A 25,551-nucleotide genomic window follows, 5' to 3' on the forward strand; every position below is an offset into this window, starting at 1 on the left:
GCCTTTTCTCTGTTGCTATGTAGACTTTCACCATCTTCTACTCGCTCTTGAATGGAACAGATACTTTTTTCCCATCATCGCCTGTATAACGCAATTTGCTCGAAAATATAAATAGAGCCAGCGTATGTGTCAACATTGTAGCACGTAATTCATTGATTCGCAATCATTTTTAAACTGTATAGAGAACATATGATGTTCAGAAGGCCATAAACCAGTTTTGACGGTCAACAGCCTCGTCACACGAGGGGACTGTGAATTTTAGCTAAATATTGTTTGGGGCTTTTTCTAGTCCTCCCAAAAAGCTGTCCCATACGGTCAATAATGACTGAAGGACAGTTTTTTAGATAAGCGGACATTTATTTTTTTAATGAAATCTCAAATTTGGCGTCTACTTCTCCTGCAAATACAACTCTACCGTTTTCTGGTAATAAGACTTCGTTTATACCACTAACGACAGTATAGTTCACGCAATTACCTGCTTGGTCGTATACAGCAAAGGAGCCATTGGACGGCATTTTAACTGTCATGATTTTTTCTTTTGCATTTGTTGGTACTGAAAACCATTTAGCATGGCCGTCCGCTTGGATCGTTGTGACAGATTGTTTGCCGGGGTAGAGCGGTTTTACAAGCTCCTCGTGACCGTATAAACCTCCTGCTACTGTAAAATATTCCACTCCATTTTTCTTGAAAAATTCAATTTCCATAGTATCTCGACCAGCCATGCCAGGGATTTGTAGCTGGTTAACTGCTTGGTTTGCTCCAATAATTTTATTAGTTAACAAATAGCCTGGAACATCTTTAATCGTATCAATTGTTACAGTTGGTGCAGAATTAGTGTAGAGCATCGATGAATATTTTTCATTCATCAAATAATATTTTTCCCCTTCACGTTTCTCCCATACGGAAGCTATGTCTTTCGTTAAGATATTGGCTTCTAGCTTTTCAGCTTTATACTCTGAGACAGCTGTTTGGGGAAGACCCGGTACATTAAAATACAAGCTGGACCATAAATAGGTGTGTCCATTTTTCTCCTCTATGAACTTTATCTTTTCTGTCCCTTCCTTGTTCACAAATGAACCATCTGCTGTATATGAATACGTTTGGATAGGGTTATTAGGAACCGTAAGCATAGATACAGACAATTCACCATGAGAATTAATTTCTACCTTCATTAACGCACTTGAAATACCACCATAAATACCTGCATGCTGCGATAACTCCTGTGGCATTTTAGCCTTTATAGGCACGCCATGGGACTTTTTCGGCTTCTGTTCATGAATAATCCCTTTTTCCTGAAGTGCACTAAGCAGAATTTCATTAGCTAACAGTTGATCTAATAAGCTTTGACCTCCTGAGGAGACAACAGCCGCAGCCATGTTGTATTCCGGAAGTACAACTAATGAAGAATGATAAGATAATGTATCTCCACCTTTCGTAAGTGCCTTGATGCCATATTCACTGAATGGGAACAAGCGTACACTATCCCAGCCTAGCCCGTAAGCGACGAAAGATGGATCAGCTTCCTCAGGCCACATGCCTCTTTTATACTCATCTTGTGCCATGGCTTCTACTGATTCACGAGTAAGAATATCACTCACCTGTCCTGTGAATATTTGTGAGAATTTAACGAGATCTTCAGCTGTGGAGTATATGCCGCCCGTAGCAATAATGTTAGTATTTTCTGCAGGTAGTTGTCCGTTAAAGGCAGGGGAGTAGATCCCCGCTAGTTTTGAAGAATCCACTAGATTCTTCGGTGTTTTCGTATGGCTCATTTCTAGAGGCTCTGTCAAATACTTGCTGATAAATGCGGTGAAGCTCATACCACTTACTCGTTCTATTAGAATTTCAGCTAACGTAAAACCATCGTTACAGTAAACCGAAAATGCTCCCGGATCAGCCTTTAAGTTTTGAGTGGCTAAATGCTCTAGCAAAGAATCATATGCATATGAATCGTTATCGTCATATAAAAAGGTATTTAGCGACGAAGTTCCTAGCAGGCCAGAGGAATGATTCAGGAGCATACGAGGTGTAATTTGTTTGTAACGGTCGTCTTTCATCTTAAAATCAGGTATATAGTTCACTACGGGCAAATCCAACTCTACCTTACCTTCGTCGACAAGCTTCATAACAGCCGCTGTGAGCATCATTTTGCTCGTAGAACCTATACCGTACATTGTATTAGCAGTAAACGGTCTATTGCCATTTAAATCGTTTTTGCCAGCATGCCCTGAAATGACAATTTCTCCATCATCGATGAGTGCGTATTGCAAACTTGTAGCGCCGTACGTTTCAGTTAGGAGCTTAGCTTTTTCTATGCCTACTTCTTTGGTCGCCTCAAATGTAAGACTACCACTGTTATTGACGGCAGTTGTGGCCATTGTAGACGTGGGGGCTAGTATAGTTAGCATGAGGATTACAAGGATTGATGTTTTAGTGCCCATCCTCATTTTAATTGCCTTTCTCATTATCATTTAAATCTTCTCCTTTCATTAGCTGTTAATGGGACCTCTTAACGGGTCCTAAGGAAAGCTTATACAACGGAGATGTACTGCCAGTGACGATAGTATGAACAGAGTATGAACAAGTGAAAAAATGTTACAGTCGACAATGTGAATTTCGGAAGAGGTGCTTTTATATCAGCTTAGATGCAAAGTGGAGGAGGTTTTTTCAATACATTTAATTTATTCGTTTAAAATACGACCTGTTTTTACGATACCTTTTTATTTTGTATGATGTTACTCCAATGAAGCAATGATAGTCATTTGAACTATTATGGAGAACCAAAAAATACTACTTCTCCTCAGCAAGAATCCTTGCATGAGAGCCGTAGTATAAAGAATATTGGCTTGGACAATTTGAAGTGTTCAACAACCGGCCGTAAAGGCTTTTGATAATTGATTTTAGAACTTCCAGAGGAATACGAATAGTGTTAATAGCATGATTGATGATGCTCGTTTATAAGCGATTCAACAAGTCGTGTAGCCTTCATGACAAAAATACAAATTAAAGAAATTACCCTTAATCTAAAATCCTCTACACATATCCGCCATAACTTAATACAGATTACTGCTATTATATGCAGTATGTTGTATAATTGAAATACTGCTTTAATTATGCAAAGCATTATTATAACACCTTTTGTATAGAATTAGTGTAATACTTTGCATACCTATCATTCTATAGTATATAATAATTGAGCATAAGTATAACACTATTAGATTTGAGGCGGTGAGTCCAATCGAACTCAATAAACGTCAGGAAAACATTTTACAAATTGTGAAAGAAAACGGCCCTATTACTGGGGAACATATTGCAGAACGTCTCAATCTGACTAGAGCGACTTTAAGACCAGATTTAGCGATCCTTACGATGGCGGGATTTTTAGATGCAAGACCACGAGTTGGTTATTTCTATTCAGGGAAAAAGGCATCCGTTACATTGATGGATAGTATTCACAATTTAAAAGTAAAGGATTTTCATTCAGGCCCTGTAGTTGTCCCAGAAACAATGACGGTTTATGATGCAATTTGCTTTATGTTTTCAGAAGATGTTGGTACACTCTTTGTCGTAGATAAGAATGAGTTTTTGACAGGCGTACTATCTCGCAAAGATTTACTGCGTACAAGTATTGGCACGCAGGATTTAAATAAAATTCCTGTACATATAATTATGACACGTATGCCTAATATTTCGTACTGTGAAAGATCAGATTCTTTGGTTGTTGCCGCGAACAAGCTCATTGAACGAGAAGTTGATTCGCTACCAGTAGTTGAACCACAAGAGGGTGGTTTGACGATTATAGGCCGTCTTACAAAAACAACGATTACACGAGCTTTCTTATCTCTTGCGCAAAATGACTAAATTTGAAGGAGAGCTGCATGAAAAGACTACGCGTATTTGTTGTATCTGACTCTGTTGGTGAAACTGGCGACCAAGTTGCAAAAGCAGTAATTAGCCAGTTTCGACCCGGTCTAGAGAATACTGTTATCCGACGATTTCCACATATTCAATCGGAGGAGCTTATTCGTAAGATTGTTTTCCTTGCAGCACAACAACAAGCATTTATTGTTTACACACTTGTTCGTCAAGAAATGCGAAAGCTATTACGTGATTTATGTGAACAGGAAAAGATACATGCAGTCGATATAATAGGTCCTGCATTACAATCAATGGCAACCTTTATGGAAGAAAATCCATTGGAGACACCTGGAATTGTTCATATGCTTGACGATGATTATTTTAAAAAAATTGAAGCCATTGAATTTGCAGTAAAATATGATGATGGTCGTGATCCCCGTGGATTATTACAAGCTGATATCGTGTTGGTAGGCGTATCCCGAACATCTAAAACGCCCCTTTCACAATATTTAGCACATAAAAAGTATAAGGTGGCGAATGTTCCTTTAGTTCCTGAAGTAGAACCACCTGAAGAGCTATTACAGTTGGACCCTAAAAAATGTTTTGGGTTAATCATCTCTCCTGAGAAGTTAAATTCTATAAGGAAAGAAAGATTAATGTCTCTTGGATTAAATGATGATGCCATCTATGCGCAACATAATCGTATTTTAGAAGAGATTCAACATTTTGAAAAGATTGTCGGCAAAATAGGCTGTCGAGTAATAGATGTGACTAATAAAGCTGTGGAAGAGACAGCAAATACTATCATAGAACATATTTTGACTTGCAAATAAATTGTACGAAAATAAACCACCTCGGTGATAGAGGCGGTTTTTTTGAGTGGATTTTGAAATTAGTATAGATAAAAACTAATTTTTGTTTTATAATAATAAAATTGTGGTAAAAATATTTATAAGAGAAAAATCCTAATTTTTTGTCGAGAAATAAAGGAATTTTAAAACGAATAGCGAATTGTGTTTCTAGAACGTAATTATTAAAGATGGTGATGATGGATTTGGCAGGGAAGATTCCAGAGGAAGTAATTGAACAGATTCGTACACAATCGGATATCGTTGATGTTATTAGTGAATACATGCAGCTGACCAAGCGTGGGCGAAATTGGTTTGGCCTCTGTCCATTCCATGGAGAACAAACACCGTCTTTCTCTGTATCAACGGACAAGCAAATATTCCATTGCTTTGGATGTGGTGCAGGGGGAAATGCCATTACTTTTGTAATGGACATTGAAGGCATATCTTTTCCTGATGCAGTTGTGAAACTTGGAGAACGAGCTGGCATACATTTAGATGTTGAGCCAAGTTTTCCCGGGGGAACAAAAAAGATTTCTAAAGCGGAAGAAAGGATGAAAGAAGCACACGCTTTTACAGCAGATTTTTTCCACCATCTACTGTTAAATACAGAGGATGGCGAAGAACCTTTAAATTATTTGCTAGAAAGAGGATTTACAAGGGAGCTTATAGAATCTAATAACATCGGTTGGTCTCTCCCAAGCTTTGACGCCCTAACCATATTGCTTGAAAGAAAAGGTTATAACTTACAAGAAATGGCGGAAAGTGGGCTAATTATTAAGCGAGAGGGAGAAGAACGTTATTTTGATCGTTTTAGAGGAAGGATCATGTTCCCTATTCGAGATGAGAATGGTAAAATTATTGCCTTCTCAGGACGAATACTTTCATCAACGGGTGAGGAAGCGAAATATTTAAATAGTCCAGAATCACCAATATTTCAGAAAAGTGAAGTGCTCTATAACCTAGATAAAGCACGAACTTCTATCAGAAAAAATCGTCAAGTAGTATTGATGGAAGGTTTTATGGATGTGTTAGCAGCTAACTCTGTAGGTGTTATGAATGCCGTAGCAACAATGGGTACCTCGCTAACAAATCAGCATATCACAAAGCTTAAGCGCTTAGTTGAGCAAATTACGATTTGCTATGATGGTGATAATGCTGGATTTGATGCAGCGAAAAGAGCGGCGCAGCTTTTGCATACGGAGCGCATGAAAGTTGATATTGCTGTTTTACCAGAAAAATTGGACCCTGATGAATATATTCGCACGTTAGGCGGACAAGCATTTAAGGAACAAATTTTGGAAAACCCTCATGCGTATATTGCTTTTATGATGATGCATGCTAGACGAAATAAGAACTTTCAATTTGAAAATGATACGCTTCAATATATACAAGAAGTCCTTGAACAGCTCATAGGTAGATCGTCGCCAGTTGAACGAGATTTGTATATACGACAGCTATCAAATGAAACAAATATTTCGGAAGAAGCCATTTATGCCCAATTCCGAAAGCTGGAGGCGAATCAGGTACGTTCTGCAAAACCAGAAATGCCGACACAAACGCCTTCAATGCCAGTCACGCAACAACAAAAGCCTATGGATGCTGCTGAACGTGCCGAACGTTTATTACTGGCTCATATGCTTCATAATATAGATGTAGTGGACAGGGTATTACGGAGTGAGCAAAAAGAGCCATTTGTTCGAGATGCTTATATGGCTGTTTTTGTTCGCTTAGTAGGATTTTATGAGGAATATGGTCATCCTGATTATCAACGCTTTATGGAGATTTTGGATGACGCTGAATTACGGAAAATTGTTATGGAAGCGGCTTTAGTCGAGCGAGATCCTGATCAAGCAGAGGCAGAGGTTGTGGACTCAATCCGTCAGCTTCAAAAATATAGAATTGAGCAAGAAATTTATCAAAAGATGCATGAGTCAAAGGAAGCGGAGAAGATGCATGAGTATGCACGTGCACTTGAAATCGCCCAACAGATTATTCATTTAAGAAAATCGTTATCGGCGATTTAACCCGATTCGGTTGTTTAGAAGGAGGAAGGTTTATGGCGGACAAGTCAGAACGTTCAAAAGAGATAGAAGTAGAAATTACATTAGATGATGCAAAAAAATTCCTACAAGAAAAAGCAAAAACAGAGGGTGAAATTTCTATGAAAGAAATTTCAGAGAAACTAACACCTTATGAATTGGAAAATGAAGAAATTTTCCATTTTGCTGAGGATCTTGAAAAGCATAAAGACATTCAAATCATTGGAAAAGAAGAATTTGAAGAAGAAAGTCTAATGAAAGAAGAAGCGAACGAAGAGACTTTCGACTTAAATGATTTGAGTGTACCACCAGGTGTTAAAATCAATGACCCTGTGCGTATGTATTTAAAGGAAATCGGTCGAGTTGATTTACTATCTGCAGAGCAAGAAATCGCACTTGCTGAGCGTATTGAGCAAGGTGATGAAGAAGCACGTAAACGTCTTGCAGAAGCAAACTTACGTCTGGTAGTATCTATCGCTAAACGTTATGTAGGTCGTGGAATGCTATTCCTTGATTTAATTCAAGAGGGGAATATGGGTCTTATTAAGGCCGTTGAGAAATTTGATTACCGTAAAGGGTTTAAATTCTCTACGTACGCTACATGGTGGATTCGTCAGGCTATTACGCGTGCCATTGCAGATCAAGCACGTACAATTCGTATTCCGGTTCATATGGTCGAAACCATTAATAAATTAATACGTGTACAACGTCAACTTTTACAAGATCTTGGCCGAGAACCTTCTCCAGAAGAAATTGGCGAAGAAATGGATTTAACGCCAGAAAAAGTACGCGAAATTTTAAAAATTGCACAAGAACCAGTATCTCTTGAAACACCGATAGGAGAAGAAGATGATTCCCATTTAGGAGACTTTATCGAGGATTCTGAAGCACAATCTCCATCTGACCATGCAGCTTATGAATTGTTAAAAGAACAGCTAGAAGATGTCCTTGATACATTAACAGACCGTGAAGAAAACGTACTTCGTTTACGTTTTGGTTTAGATGATGGTCGTACAAGAACTTTAGAAGAGGTAGGTAAGGTTTTTGGCGTAACACGTGAACGTATTCGTCAAATTGAAGCGAAGGCTCTAAGAAAATTACGCCACCCTTCTCGTAGTAAACGTCTAAAAGACTTCTTAGAATAATTTAAATAGATGGAGCGATCCTACTAGTGTGAAAATACCTAGTTGGATCGCTCCTTTTTTATACCATTGAAAAGGTAAATAGCCCCGTTATTCCCCAATCTTGTTTCCGCTAATAATAGATAATTAGAATGAAGGGAATGAGAGATTTGCGACTTTATACAGATGTATTTCCGAAGGCTGTGAGATAAAATTGTAATGCAACCATTATTAAGCAATGTTTGGAGTTAACATGATGACGAATCCCCGGAAAAAAATTATTCTAAATGAAATTTTGTTTTGGAAGCAAAATAAGCTATTACCAGAGCACTATTGTGACTTTTTAGCAGCTCTTTATACAGAGGGGGCTGATATAGAGGAGTTAGAACCGGTTCAAGATCCTAAACAAGCAATCTTGCCATCTGAAAAAAGAAAGATGCTTCTTTTGGTAGCAAGTCTATGTATCGCTATAATAGCTGTTTTAGCTATCTATTTTACAATAAAAGCATTAACACTGATTTTAACCGTTGTCGTAGGTATAGGTGCATGCATATTATTTATCGCTGCGTTCCAAATGGCGCAAAAAAAACATCTATTAGCTCCTATATTTCATTTACTTGCCGCCATCCTATTATTTAGTATATCTATCCGTGTGTGCACTACATATTTTAGTGGAGATAATATCGTTTTATTTTGCTTGATTGCATCCAATTGTCTTATTTGGCTTTGGTCAGGTATTAAAATGAAGCTACTCTATTTCACAGTCTCCGGTGTTTTAGGATTACTAGCACTGATTGGCTATTATATCATAAACTTATTGTAATTTTTTGACCCTTATAAATGATCTGCACACTTTATATCATGTGTGCGGATTTTTTATTTTTTTGGTATATGAATGTATGTAAAGGGTATGATAACAGTATGAAAAAAAGTTGTGAAATTGCCCAAAATTTGGTTTGGCAAGACATATTTTATCCAATAGATACAGAAATGTCGAATTTGTTACAAACAAAGGACAACTTAGCGAATAGGGCTTTTCGTTTCTTTGTTAATGAAGTACAATATTAGATGTTGACTGATTCTATATTATAATAGAAGTAGACTTAAAATGAGGAGGGGAAACTTATGAAAAACAATCCAGTCGTTCCTTACATCTTAATTCTGGCATTTGGTATTGGTCTTATTTTCTTCATGTCTTTACAAGGTGCAGATAACAAGAAAGAAATTGCTGCTGAACATGAGGGCGGTGGCGAAACTACTGAAACTACAGACGCAAATGATGATGGTGCAGCTCTAGTACAATCTTGTATTGGTTGTCACGGTGGTGATTTAACTGGTAGTATGGGTCCAAACCTACATGGCTTAGATGAAGCCCATATCGTTGAAGTTTTAACAAAGGGTATCGAAGGTACTCCAATGCAACCAAACATGAAAACTGAAGCAGAAGCAAAAGCTATTGCTGAATACATTTCTACTTTAGAATAGTATGACTGACAAGTAGCTGTACTGAAATAGTACAGCTACTTTTTAAATGTAAAGAATCATGAAATGGGGTTGTCCACATGAATACTGTGAGACAACTCCATTTGTTTTTTTTCACGACATCATCCATACTAGTAATGGACTCTATTTAAGGTAGGCGGTATAAAATGAACGCACAAAAACTTTCGAAACGATTAGAAATGGTAGCAAAATTTGTTCCCACAGGAGCGGTAGTAGCGGATATAGGTAGTGACCATGCCTATCTGCCTTGCTATTTAATTCATCAAGGAATAGCTTCTTCAGCGATAGCAGGGGAAGTAGTAGCAGGACCCTATGAATCAGCAGTGGGACAAGTACAAAAAGAAGGATTAAACAAAGAAATTACGGTACGTCTAGCAGATGGATTAGCAGCAATAGAATTAACCGACCATGTCGATACAGTAACGATCGCTGGAATGGGCGGTCCCTTAATTGTATCTATTTTAGAGAAGCATCCTGAAAAACTGCAAGGTGTCACACGTCTCATTTTACAACCGAATATTCATGCCAAGGTAATCCGTGAGTGGGCTTTAGCACATAATTGGGCTATTCTCGATGAAGAAATTTTAGAGGAAGATGATAAAATCTATGAAATTCTTGTGTTGCAAAGAGCACAAATGGAGCTTTCGCCAACAGAGATTTTATTTGGTCCTAAATTAAGTACCCGTAAAGCACCGGCATTTATAAAAAAATGGACGCGGGAAAAAGAAAATTGGCAACGTGTGTTACAATCCATAAAAGATGCAGAACAAACACCTGAAATTGAAGAAAAACGTGCAGAGTTATTGGCTCTTATTCAATTAGTAGAAGGAGTTTTGTAAAATGAAGTCGGTAAATGGTCAAGAAATTATTCAAGTATTTGAATCATGGTCGCCTAAAAAACTAGCTTGCATGGAGAATGATCCAATCGGTTTAGCGATTGGTACACTCAATAAACCTGTTAGCAAAGTATTAGTCACTTTAGATGTCAATGAAGCTGTTGCGAATGAGGCCATTGAAAAAGGATGTGAGCTGATCATTGCACATCATCCTCCAATTTTTAGACGTCTAGCGAATATTCGTACAGACGATCCAGCAGGGCGCTTATATGAAAAGCTCATTAAACATGATATCGCTGTTTATGCGGCGCATACAAATTTAGATGTAGCTGAAGGTGGAGTTAATGATTTATTAGCAGATGCGCTTCAACTACAGGACCGTACAATACTAGAAGAAACGTACTCAGAACATCTTTTAAAGCTTGCTGTTTTTATCCCGTCTGCAAATGCTGAGGATTTACGCGAGACGCTAGCAAAGGCTGGAGCAGGGCGCATTGGAGAATATGAAGCATGTAGTTATACAACTGCTGGTGAAGGACGTTTCCGTGCGTTAGCAGGTGCCAAGCCATTTGTTGGGTCAGTTGGTGAATTACATGTTGAAGAGGAAGTAAAGGTAGAAGTCGTATTTCCTGAATCAATGAAAAACCGTGTTTTAAAGGCAATGCTTACTAGTCATCCGTATGAAGAGCCAGCCTATGATGTCATTCGTCTTGAACAGCAAACGAATAAAATGGGATTAGGGCGTGTAGGTCACTTAGCTAAGGAAATGACCTTGCAACAATTCGCAGAGTTCGTGAAGCAGCAGTTAAAGGTTCCAGCGGTTCGTGTCGTAGGTGATTTACAGTCGAAGATTAAGAAGGTTGCGCTTGTTGGTGGAGATGGTAATAAGTATATTTATGCAGCGAAACGTGCAGGAGCAGATGTTTTTTTAACGGGTGATATGTACTTCCATACAGCACAGGATGCTCAAGCGATGGATCTGCAAATTGTAGACCCTGGTCATCATGTAGAAAAAGTGATGATTGCAGGAGTAGCGGAGAAAATGACGAAGCTATGTGCGGATAAAAAATATGTGGTTGAATTTGTACAATCGACCATCCATACAGAACCATTTTTATTTGTTTAAGCGAGGGGAATAGATGTGGCTAATGAAAGACCTGCTGGTAATAAGGCTGGTAAACTGTGGATTATAATCGGTTTATTCATCGCTGTTTTTGGTATAGGGATGACGGTTATGACGAATATGATGAATGAAAAGAAAATTGATGCCATGACCGTACAATGTGAAGACGATGGCGGTCAAGCAATTATATCAAAGGAAAAAAACTTCCTTTCCACGAGTTATTCATTTGAATGTAAACAATAATATAAGGATGAACATTACTAGGTAGTGTTCATCCTTTTTGTATGCCAAGAATAGAGGGATAATGATAAAATGAGCATGAAATCAATTAGCAGAAATGGAGAGATATATCTTGTTTATTCGTTTAACTAAAGATCAGCAAGAAATGATAGTGGCTGATATTCAGCGATTTTTCTACACGCATCGTGATGAAGACATTAGTGAATTTGAAGCAGAGCGTGTGTTAGATTTTATCAAGGAAAATATCGCCCCCTATATTTATAACGCAGCAGTATCTGACGCAAAATATGTAGTGGAAAGACAATTTACCTCCATGGAAGAAGAATTAGAGGCACTGGAGCAGCCCATTAAATTAAAGTAAGCTAGTTAAAAAAGCTACAAATTTAAATAATTGACAGAAAATAAAAAAATATGGTAATTTAATCTTGAATTAAAGATTGTTTAATTCAAAATATTCATAGCGACTACATAGAGGCCATGAATAAAGCTGTATGTATCTGACTAAAATGGTTACGAGTGTTATTCGCGTACATGGAATGACGATGATTTCACAAAATGAATGGGAAAACGAGGAGGGTCATATGTTAAAAATCGGTATTATTTTAGGAAGTACGCGAGAAGGTCGTGTTAGTCCACAAGTGGGAGCGTGGGTAAAGGAAGTCGCAGAAAAACGCCGTGATGCGGAGTATGAAATAATTGATATCGCTGATTTTAAATTACCGTTTCTTGGAGAGCCAGGGGGAGATACTTCTGGAGTAGCGACATGGTCCGAGAAAGTAGCTGCATGTGACGGCTTTGTCTTTATTGTAGCAGAGTATAACCATTCAATTACAGGTGCACTAAAAAATGCATTAGACTTTTTACGAGTAGAATGGAACAATAAAGCTGCGGGTATCGTTTCGTATGGTTCAGTTGGAGGAGCACGTGCTGCGGAGCATTTACGAGGGATTCTTGGAGAATTACTAGTTGCCGATGTGCGAGTTCATCCAGCTTTATCATTATTTACTGATTTTGAAAACGGCTCAGTCTTTAAGCCAAAAGAGGTGCAGGCAGATTCCGTTCATCAAATGTTAGATCAGATTATTCCTTGGTCAACAGCTTTGAAAACAATTCGATCATAATTTTATGACACTAGGCATATTAAAGTGCTTATTGTCTTCTTAAAAGCAAACATATAGACAGCCGCTTTCAGCTATATTAACAGCATGGAAGCGGTTGTTTTTGTTGGAATCATTCCCATTAATGTTCGATTTCTTCAATAACCTTTTCTTTTAAATCAGCATCCATAGAGGATAGTTTGACCGTATTTGAGAGTCGTTCCTTTAATTCCTTATCTGTTAAAATGCCACGCTCTTTTAGAATTTGTACGAGTAGATTCAAGGTCATAATATTTTTAATTTCCGCTGCTTTTGCATCCATTTAAAACCCTCCAAAAATATAGAATTACTACCCCTTAAGTGTACTCCTTTTTAAAAATCATGACACAAAAAGGACAAAACATAGCAAATTTATTTCGTGTTCCGGAATATGTGAGGGAAATTAAGCAATGTCAGAAATGGTCTATTTCATAGTAACGATAAAACAGTGATAGAAAACGGTGAATATTGTATTTGCAGAGCTCATACCTTCCTAACAGGGGGGATTTCATTGTGAAACGGATAGGAGTCGTTACAGGATTAATGCTGGTCATTATCGCGATCATCATCCTGTTTAATAAATATGTAGATGGTAAGCCTTTAGAAGCCAATATCGAGAAAGGACCAATAATTACGAAAGAAGAGTTGAGTTTATCACTATTAAAAGATAAGCTCCTTGAAAAATACGTCGGTATAGATGTTAAAACAACTGCGGAAAAGGAATTGGTCATCCAAATTGTAGGGGGAGAAGAGTATGTTCAGTCGGTTAAAACAGATATGGAAGCTATTGCAAAAAGCGCTATAAAAACTTCTGCCTTAAAGGATTACCCGATTGTCTTTGAAAGATGGGAATTTACGTCATTGCTGGATGGAAATAAAGCGATGGGGAATGATATTAATCTATTAATTGAAGATTTAATTAAAGGGCTACAATCATTTGATGTATACGAATATTTAATACTAGAGAATCGAACAACCATTACGATTCAAACAACTATAAAAGGTGACAATGCGGAGGCACTTCTACTAGCAACTAAGATGGAAGGTGCAGTAAAAAAAATTGTCCAAACAAATGTGAGTCAAAGCGATTCCTATGTCATTCATATATTAAATGGGGAGCGAGAAAAAATTAATTGAAAAGGCATCGAGACTTTAAATCTGGATGCCTTCTTTTTTGCTATGTAAGTTCTTAATGTGAAACTAAATTCATGCCTCATTTACTTACTCATGGCAAATAAAGCTTGATAGAGTGTTGCGAGGAGTGCCACAAAGTGCATGTCGTCAGCTTGGAAAAGTTTAAACATTAGCCCCGCCCGTATGAGCTCAGTCTCTATTGGGCTTGCACTGGCAATTTTCTCATCATTACAATATAAATAGGCGGTAGCAGTAAAATCCTTTTCAAAACGGAATGCCAAATTGTCCATAGTAAAGGTGTACGAGGATTCTAATAATTGAACTGTTTTTCGGACAATTGGTATGGTGCTACCATCAGGCATAACAAGCTGATGACTGACCCCTTTTGTTAACAGAGTAGATTGTACTTGAAAAAGGGGGGCACCTAAAGTTGTTCGTGTTTCATAACGATAGGGTAAAGTTTGCTGTGCTGCAACTAATAATACGGCATTTAAAACTTTACCAGTAGAAGAACGCTCTACTTTCTGAAGCACACACACTGTTTCGTTGTTTTCATTTATAATAGGAATATCAGAAAAGCTTTTAAAGGCCTTTGGATAGTGAAGTGTAAATGTTGCCATAAAGAAACCTCCATTCATTATGTATACGAGTATGTCATTCCAGAGGTTTCACAAAATTACAGGAGGATAAAGTTTTGAGCTATTGTTTTCGACCCATTACACAAGAACAAGCTGAGGATATAGCTTATAACTGGCATTATGAGGGTGACTATTCTTTCTATGATATGGAGGCTGACCAGGAGGATTTACAAGCATTTCTCAATCCGTATACAAGAGGAAATATTTTTGCAGTCTTAAAAAAACAAGAACTAGCTGCTTATTTTAGTATTATGACGGTTGCTGACTAAACGATGGAGATTGGCTTAGGCATGAAACCTAGTCTTACAGGAAAAGGCCTAGGCTATGATTTTTTAAAAAATGCTATTGATTTTGTCTTGGCAAACTATCCATGCGAAATGATTACCTTATCGGTTGCCACATTTAATCTACGTGCAATCAAGCTATATCGCAAGGTAGGATTTAAAGACGCTCATACTTATATGCAAGCAACAAATGGTGGTGTCTATGAATTTCTAAAAATGGACTATATAAAAGGCTACTAAGGAGAGACAAGTATCTCGCTTTTAGTAGCCTTTTTAACTATTTAAGGTTGTGCGATTTGACCTGAGAGAGCACGTTTTTCCTGCTCTGTATCAAATTCCTTCTCCATTTTTGAAACAACTACCGTCGCCACACCATTACCAATAAGATTTGTAACAGCTCGAGCTTCGGACATAAAGCGGTCAACCCCGATTAGTAATGCAATTCCTTCTACGGGAATCATCGGGAATGCTGCTAATGTGGCAGCAAGTGTAATAAACCCAGAGCCTGTGACACCCGCAGCCCCCTTAGATGTAAGCATTAGAATGGCTAGTAATGTGATTTGATGCCAAATATCTAAATCAACACCGTAAGCTTGGGCAATAAATATAGCTGCCATCGATAAGTATATGGATGTTCCATCTAAGTTAAAGGAATAACCTGTTGGTATAACTAGCCCCACAACTTGCTTAGAACAGCCGTAGTTTTCTAATTTACGCATCATGGAAGGCAATGCTGATTCAGATGAAGATGTACCAATAACGATGAAAATTTCATCTTTAATGTATTTAATAAATTTAAAAATACTAAAACCGAAGTAATGTGAAATGAATCCGATGATGACAACGATAAAAATAAACATTGTAATATAGACGGAGAGCATTAAAAATCCTAAGTTGCCTAGAGATTTAAGTCCAAAGTTGCCGATTGTATAACTCATGGCACCAAATGCGCCAATAGGAGAAATTTTCATTACCATATTAACGATTTTAAAGAAGATATCCGCAACTTGTTCAAAAAATTTAATAACTGGCTTAGCTGGTTCCCCAATCGCCGCCGCTGCTAATCCAAATAATACAGCTGAGAATAAGACAGGTAGTAATTCACCATTTGCGAGAGCACCCACAACATTATCAGGGATAATTTGCATAATAAATGCACCCAAACCGTGTTCTGCCGCCGCTGCATTTGTATATTGAGAGACATCTGCTCCTTTCGCGGCTTCTGTATTAAAGCCTTTACCTGGTTGTACAATATTGACAACGATAAGACCTATCGCCAAGGCAAATGTTGAAACAATTTCAAAATAGATTAAAGCTTTTCCACCGATTTTCCCAACCTTTTTGACATCACCCATACTACCAATACCAATTACAACCGTTAAAAAGATAATGGGTGCTATTAACATTTTAATTAGTTTAATAAATATATCCGCTAATATTTTTAGCTTTGCTCCGAACTCTGGGAACGTTGCACCTACTATAATCCCTAGTACAATAGCAATCAATACTTGTACTGTTAAGTTTTTAAAATTTATACGCATATAGTTCTCCCCCTACAACATCTATGAAGATTGTGTGAACGTTTTCATGTCGTTATCATAGCTGAAATTTTCCGACAATAGTTTTTATGACCGTAATGTTTCTATTGTTCATTTTGTTCATTTTTCAATGAAAGGGTTGGTAAATGCAGTAATAGCAATGGTTTCAGGCTGTTTTATAGTAGTTTTGAATTTTGGTAATCTATTATAATACAAAAGAAAAGATCCTTACGATATGTAAGGATCTATCATTAATGACCAAAAGTATTATGGTGCAACAATTTTTTGAATCTCAGTTAGAATCTCATCATTTTGTGTTTGGGTTTTATAAAAATCATAGACAGGGGAGAGCTGCTCCTTAAAGCGCTGTCTTTCCTTAAGACTCATTGTAGTAACATCAAAATCATCTTGCTGTTTAAGCTTTAACATATCTTGTTCATTCATACGGGCAGCCTGTTCAAACTGCCAATCTGTTGTTTCCTTCATAGCCTCCGCCAATTGATGTTGAATTTTCGCTGGTAAGGAATCCCAAAAGCTTTCATTCATTAATACCGCATAGCCTAAAATACCATGCTGTGTGATGGTCATATGTTTTTGAACTTTGTAGAAACCTTTTGAGTAAATATTAGAGGCTGTATTTTCCTGTGCATCAATGGCGTGTTTCTCTAGATCTGTATAAACCTCACTAAATGAAATCGGAATTGGCGTTGCTTTCAAAACTTCAAATTGTTTTTCCAATGTTTTACTAGGCATTGTGCGAATGCGTAAACCCTGTAAATCTTCAAATGTATGAATAGGGTGATCAACAGAGGTTAGATGCTTAAAGCCGTTGTACCAAAAGCCCAGTCCTTTAATATGAATAGGTTCTAGCTCGTTTAATAATTGATCACCGATCGTTCCTGTCAGAACTTCTTGTACCTCTTTATTTGTATTAAATAGGAAAGGTAAATCAAGAACTTGCCAATTCGGCACATATGTTGTCATCTTAGAAAAGGTCGGGATAATCATTTCGACTTCTCCCTTTTGCAAAGCCTGAAACTCATTTTCATCATTAAATAAAGAGGAATTGGAGTATACATGCACTTTGACTTTGCCTTTCGTCTTTTCTTCTACTAATTCAGCAAATTTATTGGCAGCCTGTCCTTTTGGTGTATTTTCAGCTACTACATGACTTAGATGGATGGTAATTTGTGTGTCTAACCCCTTTTGCTCATCATCGTATGGAAGCGGCTTTGCGAAAAGCAAACCTTGCTGAACACTAATGGTGATCACTAAAAAGAAGACAGTTACAATCGTTCCAATAATAAATTTTTTCATTGAATACACCCAATTTATTCGTATTTTCTATTGTTTTTGTTATTCTAACATATGGAGTAAGCTAAAATATAGTAGGGGGGAGGCGATTATCTTGAAATTTCAGAAGTTATCGATGCAAAGAAAAATTATGTCGCTGACTTTTTTTATACTCATGCTTTCCTTTAGTATTGGTGGTACTTTTTTGTTGGGGTATGTGATGAATGAACAAAAGAGCAAGCTTAGTGACCAAGCATTACTAGTAGCCAAAACAGTCGCGCAGCTTCCTGAAATCAAAACCTATATTGCCCACGAAAACATTGAAATGGCCATACAACATATTAACCCTGTAGTGGAAGAAATCCGAGATATAAATGGTGCTCAATATATAGTGGTTTTGGATATGAAAAGACAGAAGTATTCTCACCCCAATAAAGCGGAACTGGGTAGCATTTCGCAATCTGCCGATTTAAATGCTGCTTTTTCCGAACATTACTATACGTCAATCGCGCATGGGGAGCATGGCAACATGGTTCGAGCGTTTGTACCAATCATGAACAATCAAGGACAACAAATAGGTGTTACGGTCGTTGGATATAGTGTTTTGACGGTGGCGGAATTACTGCAATCGATGCAAACGGAGCTGATCATTACTTTACTATTATCTTTAATCTTTAGCGTATGGGGTGCGCGAACATTAGGGCTTCATATGAAAAAGCAAATGTTTGGATTAGAGCCCCATGAAATTGCCAAAATGTATGTAGAACGAACGGAAACCTTTAATGCGATGCATGAGGGGATTATTGCGATCGATAATGATTTGACCATTACCATTTTTAATGAGAAGGCCTGCGAAATACTTGGGGTTGACGAAAAACCACCTAATTTGATTGGTCAGAAAATTTTTCACGTCTTACCGGATACAAGACTACCTGAAATTTTGGAACTTGATCAGCCTCTATTTAACCGAGAGTTGTATATAAATGATCATAGTATAATGAGTAATCGCATTCCCATACAGGTTAATGGAGAAACTGTTGGAGCAGTGGCCATGTTTAAAGATCGTACAGAAGTGAAAAAGCTTGCTGAAGAACTGACTGGGGTACGAGCATTTGTCCAGGCGCTTCGTGTTCAAACACATGAGCATAAAAATAAACTGCATACGATAGCTGGACTTTTACAACTTGGACATCATGATCAGGCTTTATCCTACTTAACGCAAGTAAAGGAAGAACACGATGAAATTACTAACTTTTTAAATGAACGTATTAAAAATGAAAATATATCAGGGCTATTACTTAGTAAAATTTCCTATGCTAAAGAACAAGGAATCCGACTGGAAATTGACCGTGAAAGTCGCTTAACATCTTTTCCACCAAATTTAGATCATCATGATTTCGTCATTCTATTTGGGAATTTAATAGAAAATGCTTTTGATGCATTAAGGGATACACAGGAGGAGGAAAAGGTTATTCATGTTTCTGTCGATGAAGACGAGGATGTCTTAGCCATTCTTGTCACGGATAACGGTGTTGGCATGACAGATGAGATCAAGAGCCATATTTTTGACAATGGCTATTCTACAAAAGAGAAAAAATACAGAGGAATAGGACTATTTTTAATAAAAGAGATTGTTGAAAAAGGACAAGGTGATATTGAAGTCATCAGTGAACCAAATAAAGGGACTAGTTTTTTACTAACATTTTACTATGCATAAGCATTAATTTTGGAATGGAGGGCTGATATTGGTACAAATCAAAGTATTATTAATTGAGGATGATCCAATGGTGCGTGAGGTGAATCGTCAATTTATTGAAAAGGTAGATCACTTTCAGGTGATTGGACAAGCATCTAATGGTTTAGATGGAGTGACGCAAATTCGTCAACATCAGCCTGACTTAGTATTTATGGATATTTTTATGCCGGAGCAAGATGGCATCACTAGTTTACATAAAATTCGCGAGCTGGACTTACCAGTAGATGTTATCACTGTCACGGCAGCGAATGATATGGACACGGTGAAACAAGTATTGCATCTAGGTGTTTTTGATTATATTATGAAGCCTTTTTCGTTTGAACGTGTCAAAGGGACACTTGAAAATTATTTACGCTTTAAAAAACAAACGCAAACGGAACGCGAGCTGACACAAGGTGAATTGGATCAGCTATTCCATTATCGTGATGGACAAAGCCCTTTGGAACAGTCTGCCTTATTACAAACAGAAAAAAACCTTCCGAAAGGCTTTAACCGTACAACGCTGGAAAAAGTGGTGCACTTTTTGCAATCGGTAGATGGTGCATCGGCAGAAGAAGTTGCAAGTGGCGTTGGTATTGCTCGTGTGACAGCTAGAAGATATTTAGATTATTTAGAGAAACAAGAGAAAATTACGATGGATGTCCATTATGGTGGAATTGGTCGTCCGATAAACTATTATTTTAGTAAATAAAGAAAAAAATCCTGTTTGTCATCATGACAAGCAGGATTTTTTTTAGTAATCAATGGGGCATAATTTTATCGACAGGTGTAGGTGTTTTAATCTTCGGTAGAATTTTATCTAATGTTACTGTACGTTTGATAACGTGTGTGGATGGATCATTTTCATCAAATTGATCCAAGAAGGCAATGACCTCTTTGACAATAGGTGTTGGTGTTGAAGCACCCGCTGTCACAGCAACTTTATCAATACCTTTTAACCAATCTATTTTAAGCTCTGAAACATCCGCGATACGATAGGAAGGAGTCCCAGCGATCTCAACAGAAACTTGCGTTAAACGATTGGAGTTATTCGATTTAGGGTCACCTACTACAATCAATAGTTCCGCTTCTCCTGCCTGCTTAGCAACAGCTTCTTGACGGACTTGAGTAGCTAAACAAATCTCTTTGTGTACCTCAATATGAGGGAATTTTTCTTTTAAACTATCCATTAAATGGGCGACATCCCATTGGCTCATTGTCGTTTGATTTGTGACAAGCAATTTATCATTCGTTAAGTTTAACGCATCAATATCATTTGAAGATTGAACTAAATGGACATGATCAGGTGCAACGCCAATGGCACCCTCAGGTTCCGGATGTCCTTTTTTCCCAATATAAATAATATCATAGCCTTCTGCAGATTTTTCACGAATTAAATCGTGAGTAACAGTTACATCAGGACATGTAGCATCAATGGACACTAGGCCTTTACGCTTCGCAATTTCACGAATTTCAGGTGAGACACCATGTGCTGTGAAAATCACAGTACCAGATTCAACTTGTTCGATAATTTCTAAGCGATTATCGCCGTCTAAAGTGATGATACCATCTTCTTCGAACGCGTCTGTGACATGTTTATTATGGACAATCATTCCTAGAATGTAGATAGGTCTTGGTAATGTTTTATCAAGTGCGGCGTTTCGTGCGATGACCATCGCATCAACAACACCGTAGCAATAGCCACGTGGATTAATTTTTAATACTTGCATGGTTGTGACTCCTTTCAAGCTTTACCTATCTACATTATAACGGACAGGGGCGGCGAATACAAAGAAACGTTCATTTACATTGGTGGCTGGAAAATACGTGGTTTAGATGGAATTGGTTCAGGAGGCGAAAATGATGCGGATGTACTTTGCCTTGCCGATCGCTTAGTTCCTGTAGCAGCCTTGCTTTCACTGCCTGCACGATCAGCGCCAGCCGCTCCGCCTCCCGTCGAAGGTAGTCCTTGGAATCCTTTATATAATTTTAATAAGGACGGTATATTTTTAACCATTGGCATCGCCTGTTGAATATAAGGGGTATAAGTTTTAGCGGAATTAAATAAACTATTTGCTTGTTGTAAGAATGAACCGATTTTAGATGCTTCTTGCACAGGTGGCATCGGCATTTGTCCTCCAAAGGAACCTATTCCATTTGCCATTGGAAAGCCGCCTGGAATTCGTGGTTGAGCAGGGAAGCCTCCAGGCGGGAAAAAGGACTGCGGTGACATCTGTGGTGGTGTTGGCATGGGCATTCTCATGCCACCGGGATACATAGGGTATGGATAAGGTGGTCGAAATACCATAATGATCTCCTTTCTACTTGTTTTTCATTGATGACATACCTGATTATAGCTATGATATGCAGAGGCTAATGGGAGGGTGCGATAATTTATAAGGCGAATTCATCAATGAAAGAGCAGAAGTGCAACTATGCCTTCTGCTACGATCCTCTTATCTTATTCATCTTCATGATAGCGAAGCATACGATAACCGACCCGCACATGTGTCTGTATCAGTTTAGGCTGTGCTGGATCAGCTTCTATTTTTTTTCGAAGTGTCGCCATAAACACCCGTAAACTTGGAATATCTGATTGTAGAGCATTGTGCCAGATTTCCTTTAAAATAAAATTATGCGTTAGAACTTTCCCAACATGCTTGGATAAAACAACTAAAAGTTTATATTCAATAGGCGTGACATGTATTTCTTTGCCATTTACTAATACTGTTTGATCTACATAATTAATTTGAAGATAACCATTGGTAAAAGTTGAATTTTCCTGTTCTGGTGGATGTTCATAGGCTGCTCTCCTTAAAGCAACACGAATTCTTGCTAATAATTCTTCCACACTGAATGGCTTCGTGACATAATCATCTGCACCTGCATCCAGGGCGTTAATCTTATCATATTCTTCCCCGCGGGCACTGACGACAATAATGGGCGTTTGAGTCCAGCTTCTAATTTTTGTAATAAGCTCTACACCATCTATGTCCGGTAGTCCTAAATCCAAAATATAAACATCTGGTTTCATGGTAATAGCCTTTTGAAGTGCACGATTCCCATCTTGGGCAATGTCGAATTCATACTGCTGGGTAGCTAATGTCATTTTTATTAAATTAGCAATGGCCACATCATCTTCTACTACTAGAATTCGTTTATTCATCAAATTTTTTACTCCTTTTTCAGTGAAAAGTTAAAAATTGTTCCTTGAGGTTTATTATCTGCAACAGTGATGTGACTACCATGTAATTTTAAAATTGTTTGACACAGGGCTAAGCCTAAACCGAGCCCACGTCTACTATCACTGCGTTGTACCTTGCCAGTCGTAAACGGCTCAAACAAGCTACTCTTTAAGGAATCATCAATTCCTGGTCCATTATCTGAAATACTGAAATTTACTAAACCATCACATTCCTTCACCAAAATAGTAATGTCACTACCTGGGGGTGTGTAGGTCAATGCATTATCGATGATATTGATGAAAACCTGTATGATCAATCTAGCATCCATTAGGCTTAATAAAAATTCTGGTTCTATTTGATAGGATATTGTATGCGAGCTATTTTGGTGAACAACATGGGAAAGAGCCTCTTGAATAATATCTTCTACTAATTCTAATTGCATTTCTAAAGCAAATTGTCCATCCTCTAGCTTAGAAACCGCTAGTAGGTTTTCAACCATTTGTACAAGCCATTTCGAATTATTATAAATATCCTCATACAATTTATTTTTTTCACTATCGGGTATTAGAGGTGCGTTGTTTAGTAAGATATCCGCATTTCCAGAAATAGCAGTGAGCGGTGTTCGAAGGTCATGAGACACTGCCCGTAAAAGGTTAGCTCGCATCTGTTCCATTTCAGCTTCTCGCGCAACTTCTTCGTGGAGCTTCTGTAAATACCATTTATCCATTGCGAATGAAAAATCATTAATGATGGCATGCAAAATATTGCGTTCAAATGCAGGAAGTGGCAATAGTTTAGACAGTGCAATACCTATAACCCCTTTCACATTTCCATTAGAAATAACGGGTATATAGTAAGCATTCACTTCAGGAAATATATCTGTGGATACACCAGCTACATGCTTATTATTCGTCACCCAGCTCACAACGCCATGCTCATTTGGGTTATTAAAAAGCGTAGCTATTTTTTGATTTTCAATTGTAGAAATTTTCTCCGTACGAAAAAAAGTAGATTTCCCAATTACCTGATTGTCTATTTCAAAAAATTGCACTGGTTTTTCTACTAATTTGACAATTTGAGTCATGCCTTCCGTAATAATTTCCTCAATAGACTTTGCGTGTTGCAGTCTACGATTTGTTTCAAGTAGTACTTCCATTCGATAAGATTTTCGTATAGCTATAATCGTTTGCGCCTTGATCTTTTTCGTTAAGCTACTAGTAATTACGCCAGAGAGAAACATGATAAAAAAAGTCATAGGATAGTCACGATGATACGCATCAAATGAAAACCGTGGCTCTGTAAAAAAATAATTAAAAAGTAAAACAGCAACGATGGAACTAATAATGCTCATTATCCATCCTGATGACCAAATAGCAAGAATGAGAACACCTAGAATATAAATGGTTATGATATTAGGCTCGCTAATATCAATTGAATACAAATATAGGCCGACTATGGATATTACGCTAAATACGATAAACATTTTAAATAGATCCAGCCATTCAAATGCTAGTTTATTTTTGATATTAGGAAAGTAGAATTGTTCATTTTCTTGATCGGGCACTATGTGTATAGATAAATTCGGCACATATTCGTTCAGGCGATCACTAATTTTCGTGTTTGGCTGCCACCATTTTTTTCTCATACTTGATCGACCGATGACAAGTTTAGTAACACCACTAATTTGAGCATAGTTGGCAAGGGCGGCAGCTACGTCATCTTCTTGAACAATGACAACATGGCCGCCAAGCTGTTCTACTAGTTTGATATGTTGTTGTAGGCGTTCAGAATCAGCATGATTTCTTTCATGCGCCTGCATGTTTTGAACATAAAGAGCTGTAAATTTGCCATGCAATGCTTGAGCAAGTCTTGCAGTAGTCCGAATCACCTTTGCATTTGTAGGAGAACTACTGATACCTACGAGTAAGTGTTCTTCGATTTGTACATAGTTTCTGACAGATTCATTACTGTTTAATTGTTGATAGTTGATGGTATCGGCTGTTCGCCGTAATGCGATTTCACGTAGCGATACTAAATTTTGCTTACGGAAAAATGAATGCAAAGCTTTCTCTGCCTGTTGTTTACCATATACCTTCCCATTTTGCAGACGTTGAATTAATTCGTCTGGTTCAATGTCGACAACCTTTATTTGCGCGGCTTGATCGATTATATAATCAGGGATACGCTCCCGCACTTTAATCTCAGTGATTTCTTCCACTAAATCATGAAGACTTTCAATATGTTGAATATTTACAGTTGTAAAAACATGAATCCCTTTAGCAAGTAGTTCTTCTACATCTCCAAAACGTTTCTTATGCCGCATGGTTGGCACATTAGAATGGGCCAATTCATCGATCAGAACAATTTCTGGTTGGCGCTGCAACACGGCATCTATATCTAATTCCTGAAATGTTTTTCCCTTATAGGTTATTTTCTTTGTAGGAATTTGCTCAAGTCCTTCTAGTAATGCTAACGTCTCTGGACGAGGATGCGGTTCCACATAGCCAACCACTACATCTTTACCAAGTTTTTGTGCCTGATGTGCCGCATCTAACATGGCATAAGTTTTACCTACCCCTGCAGCATAGCCGAGAAAGATTTTTAATTTCCCCATAGATTGTTCCTCCTGTTGAAGCCTCGCAAGTAACATCTCTGGAGTGGGACGTATATTTTCCATCCTCTTTCACCTCATTTGTATTATAGCGTTAACTTACATTAAGAAAGTGTAAAGATTTTGCTTCTTTATCCTTTCTTAATAGAAAAAAGGATTTCCTAACACTACATTAATTTCAAAGTCAGTATGATGAGAGCATCCTTAAGGAGAAGGGGTGTTACGATTGATGGATTTTTTTATGATGGGCTTACTGATCATAAGCTTTGCATGTGTTTTGGCGTTAACAGTATGGTGCTACAAACTAGTAGAAAAGTAACGAGGAGGAAATCAATTTGTGGATTTTTATGGGAGTAGTACTAGTATTTCTTTTTGGTTATTTAGGGCATGCATTACTGTACCCAGAAAATTATTAAAGGCAGGGAG

At 37.7% G+C, this 25,551-nt stretch carries 23 protein-coding genes and 1 pseudogene; 15 read left to right on the plus strand and 9 right to left on the minus strand.

Annotated elements, in window-relative coordinates:
- Positions 1 to 356: 356 nt before the first annotated feature.
- Positions 357 to 2,408 (minus strand): serine hydrolase domain-containing protein, encoded by a 2,052-nt coding sequence (locus AC1Q6O_RS11205; protein WP_492401210.1) that lies wholly within the window; start codon positions 2,406 to 2,408, stop codon positions 357 to 359.
- Positions 2,409 to 3,228: 820 nt separating this feature from the next.
- Between AC1Q6O_RS11205 and ccpN the strand changes: the two genes are divergently transcribed.
- The 11 genes from ccpN (at position 3,229) to AC1Q6O_RS11260 (ending at position 12,692) form a co-directional block, all read left to right on the plus strand.
- The gene (gene ccpN, locus AC1Q6O_RS11210; RefSeq protein WP_008178461.1) at positions 3,229 to 3,861 is read left to right on the plus strand and encodes a transcriptional regulator CcpN; all 633 of its coding nucleotides are present in this window, start codon (positions 3,229 to 3,231) and stop codon (positions 3,859 to 3,861) included.
- 17 nt (positions 3,862 to 3,878) lie between these two features.
- Complete coding sequence (locus tag AC1Q6O_RS11215) at positions 3,879 to 4,691, plus strand: pyruvate, water dikinase regulatory protein (RefSeq protein WP_008178459.1); 813 nt, start codon at positions 3,879 to 3,881, stop codon at positions 4,689 to 4,691.
- A 206-nt stretch (positions 4,692 to 4,897) separates the two neighbouring features.
- On the plus strand, positions 4,898 to 6,733 hold the full coding sequence (dnaG, locus tag AC1Q6O_RS11220) for a DNA primase (RefSeq protein ID WP_170844115.1): 1,836 nt from the start codon (positions 4,898 to 4,900) through the stop codon (positions 6,731 to 6,733).
- Between the two features lie 32 nt (positions 6,734 to 6,765).
- Positions 6,766 to 7,893: an RNA polymerase sigma factor RpoD gene (gene rpoD / locus AC1Q6O_RS11225; RefSeq protein WP_004227165.1), complete on the plus strand. Its 1,128-nt coding sequence runs from the start codon at positions 6,766 to 6,768 to the stop codon at positions 7,891 to 7,893.
- A gap of 271 nt (positions 7,894 to 8,164) precedes the next feature.
- A complete protein-coding gene (locus AC1Q6O_RS11230; protein WP_492401214.1) occupies positions 8,165 to 8,692 on the plus strand; it encodes a hypothetical protein in 528 nt (175 codons plus the stop codon).
- A gap of 302 nt (positions 8,693 to 8,994) precedes the next feature.
- Complete coding sequence (gene cccA / locus AC1Q6O_RS11235) at positions 8,995 to 9,354, plus strand: cytochrome c550 (RefSeq protein WP_008178451.1); 360 nt, start codon at positions 8,995 to 8,997, stop codon at positions 9,352 to 9,354.
- 164 nt (positions 9,355 to 9,518) lie between these two features.
- The gene (locus tag AC1Q6O_RS11240; protein ID WP_090002539.1) at positions 9,519 to 10,211 is read left to right on the plus strand and encodes a tRNA (adenine(22)-N(1))-methyltransferase; all 693 of its coding nucleotides are present in this window, start codon (positions 9,519 to 9,521) and stop codon (positions 10,209 to 10,211) included.
- Between the two features lies 1 nt (position 10,212).
- Positions 10,213 to 11,334, plus strand: a complete 1,122-nt coding sequence (locus tag AC1Q6O_RS11245) for a Nif3-like dinuclear metal center hexameric protein (protein WP_239354963.1) — start codon at positions 10,213 to 10,215, stop codon at positions 11,332 to 11,334.
- Positions 11,335 to 11,349: 15 nt separating this feature from the next.
- Complete coding sequence (locus AC1Q6O_RS11250; protein ID WP_008178444.1) at positions 11,350 to 11,574, plus strand: hypothetical protein; 225 nt, start codon at positions 11,350 to 11,352, stop codon at positions 11,572 to 11,574.
- A 109-nt stretch (positions 11,575 to 11,683) separates the two neighbouring features.
- Positions 11,684 to 11,932 carry a DUF2164 domain-containing protein gene (locus AC1Q6O_RS11255; protein WP_090002538.1) on the plus strand — a complete coding sequence of 83 codons (249 nt, stop codon included), beginning with the start codon at positions 11,684 to 11,686 and terminating at the stop codon, positions 11,930 to 11,932.
- A gap of 220 nt (positions 11,933 to 12,152) precedes the next feature.
- A complete protein-coding gene (locus AC1Q6O_RS11260) occupies positions 12,153 to 12,692 on the plus strand; it encodes an NADPH-dependent FMN reductase (protein WP_239354962.1) in 540 nt (179 codons plus the stop codon).
- A gap of 118 nt (positions 12,693 to 12,810) precedes the next feature.
- Here the strand turns inward: AC1Q6O_RS11260 and AC1Q6O_RS11265 are convergent, their stop codons facing one another.
- Positions 12,811 to 12,990, minus strand: a complete 180-nt coding sequence (locus tag AC1Q6O_RS11265; RefSeq protein WP_008178439.1) for a hypothetical protein — start codon at positions 12,988 to 12,990, stop codon at positions 12,811 to 12,813.
- A 230-nt stretch (positions 12,991 to 13,220) separates the two neighbouring features.
- Here AC1Q6O_RS11265 and AC1Q6O_RS11270 point away from each other — a divergent pair, with 230 nt between their 5' ends.
- Entirely contained in the window at positions 13,221 to 13,844 is a 624-nt protein-coding gene (locus AC1Q6O_RS11270; RefSeq protein WP_239354961.1) for a hypothetical protein, read from the plus strand.
- Between the two features lie 80 nt (positions 13,845 to 13,924).
- Here the strand turns inward: AC1Q6O_RS11270 and AC1Q6O_RS11275 are convergent, their stop codons facing one another.
- Positions 13,925 to 14,461 (minus strand): tubby C-terminal domain-like protein, encoded by a 537-nt coding sequence (locus AC1Q6O_RS11275; RefSeq protein WP_043990482.1) that lies wholly within the window; start codon positions 14,459 to 14,461, stop codon positions 13,925 to 13,927.
- Between the two features lie 74 nt (positions 14,462 to 14,535).
- On the opposite strand from AC1Q6O_RS11275, the pseudogene AC1Q6O_RS11280 reads away from it, so the two are divergent.
- Positions 14,536 to 15,003 (plus strand): annotated as a pseudogene (locus AC1Q6O_RS11280) (GNAT family N-acetyltransferase).
- Between the two features lie 41 nt (positions 15,004 to 15,044).
- Here the strand turns inward: AC1Q6O_RS11280 and AC1Q6O_RS11285 are convergent.
- A complete protein-coding gene (locus AC1Q6O_RS11285) occupies positions 15,045 to 16,304 on the minus strand; it encodes a dicarboxylate/amino acid:cation symporter (protein WP_492401217.1) in 1,260 nt (419 codons plus the stop codon).
- Positions 16,305 to 16,568: 264 nt separating this feature from the next.
- A complete protein-coding gene (locus tag AC1Q6O_RS11290) occupies positions 16,569 to 17,618 on the minus strand; it encodes a TRAP transporter substrate-binding protein (RefSeq protein ID WP_089986140.1) in 1,050 nt (349 codons plus the stop codon).
- A 112-nt stretch (positions 17,619 to 17,730) separates the two neighbouring features.
- On the opposite strand from AC1Q6O_RS11290, the gene AC1Q6O_RS11295 reads away from it, so the two are divergent.
- Both AC1Q6O_RS11295 and AC1Q6O_RS11300 read left to right on the plus strand, forming a co-directional pair.
- Positions 17,731 to 19,311, plus strand: coding sequence for an ATP-binding protein (locus AC1Q6O_RS11295; protein ID WP_427422511.1), 1,581 nt, complete (start codon positions 17,731 to 17,733; stop codon positions 19,309 to 19,311).
- 28 nt (positions 19,312 to 19,339) lie between these two features.
- Positions 19,340 to 20,041, plus strand: a complete 702-nt coding sequence (locus AC1Q6O_RS11300; RefSeq protein ID WP_008178426.1) for a response regulator — start codon at positions 19,340 to 19,342, stop codon at positions 20,039 to 20,041.
- Positions 20,042 to 20,090: 49 nt separating this feature from the next.
- On the opposite strand, the gene AC1Q6O_RS11305 is transcribed toward AC1Q6O_RS11300, so the two are convergent.
- The 4 genes from AC1Q6O_RS11305 to AC1Q6O_RS11320 form a co-directional block, all read right to left on the minus strand.
- Positions 20,091 to 21,059: a 4-hydroxy-3-methylbut-2-enyl diphosphate reductase gene (locus AC1Q6O_RS11305; RefSeq protein ID WP_008178424.1), complete on the minus strand. Its 969-nt coding sequence runs from the start codon at positions 21,057 to 21,059 to the stop codon at positions 20,091 to 20,093.
- A 74-nt stretch (positions 21,060 to 21,133) separates the two neighbouring features.
- Positions 21,134 to 21,637 (minus strand): VrrA/YqfQ family protein, encoded by a 504-nt coding sequence (gene vrrA, locus AC1Q6O_RS11310; RefSeq protein WP_089986138.1) that lies wholly within the window; start codon positions 21,635 to 21,637, stop codon positions 21,134 to 21,136.
- Between the two features lie 153 nt (positions 21,638 to 21,790).
- Positions 21,791 to 22,495 carry a response regulator gene (locus AC1Q6O_RS11315; RefSeq protein WP_008178419.1) on the minus strand — a complete coding sequence of 235 codons (705 nt, stop codon included), beginning with the start codon at positions 22,493 to 22,495 and terminating at the stop codon, positions 21,791 to 21,793.
- 8 nt (positions 22,496 to 22,503) lie between these two features.
- Positions 22,504 to 25,191, minus strand: coding sequence for a sensor histidine kinase (locus AC1Q6O_RS11320; RefSeq protein WP_171365652.1), 2,688 nt, complete (start codon positions 25,189 to 25,191; stop codon positions 22,504 to 22,506).
- Positions 25,192 to 25,551 lie beyond the last annotated feature (360 nt).

The organism is Lysinibacillus sp. GW823-FHT06C08 (genome assembly GCF_058795135.1).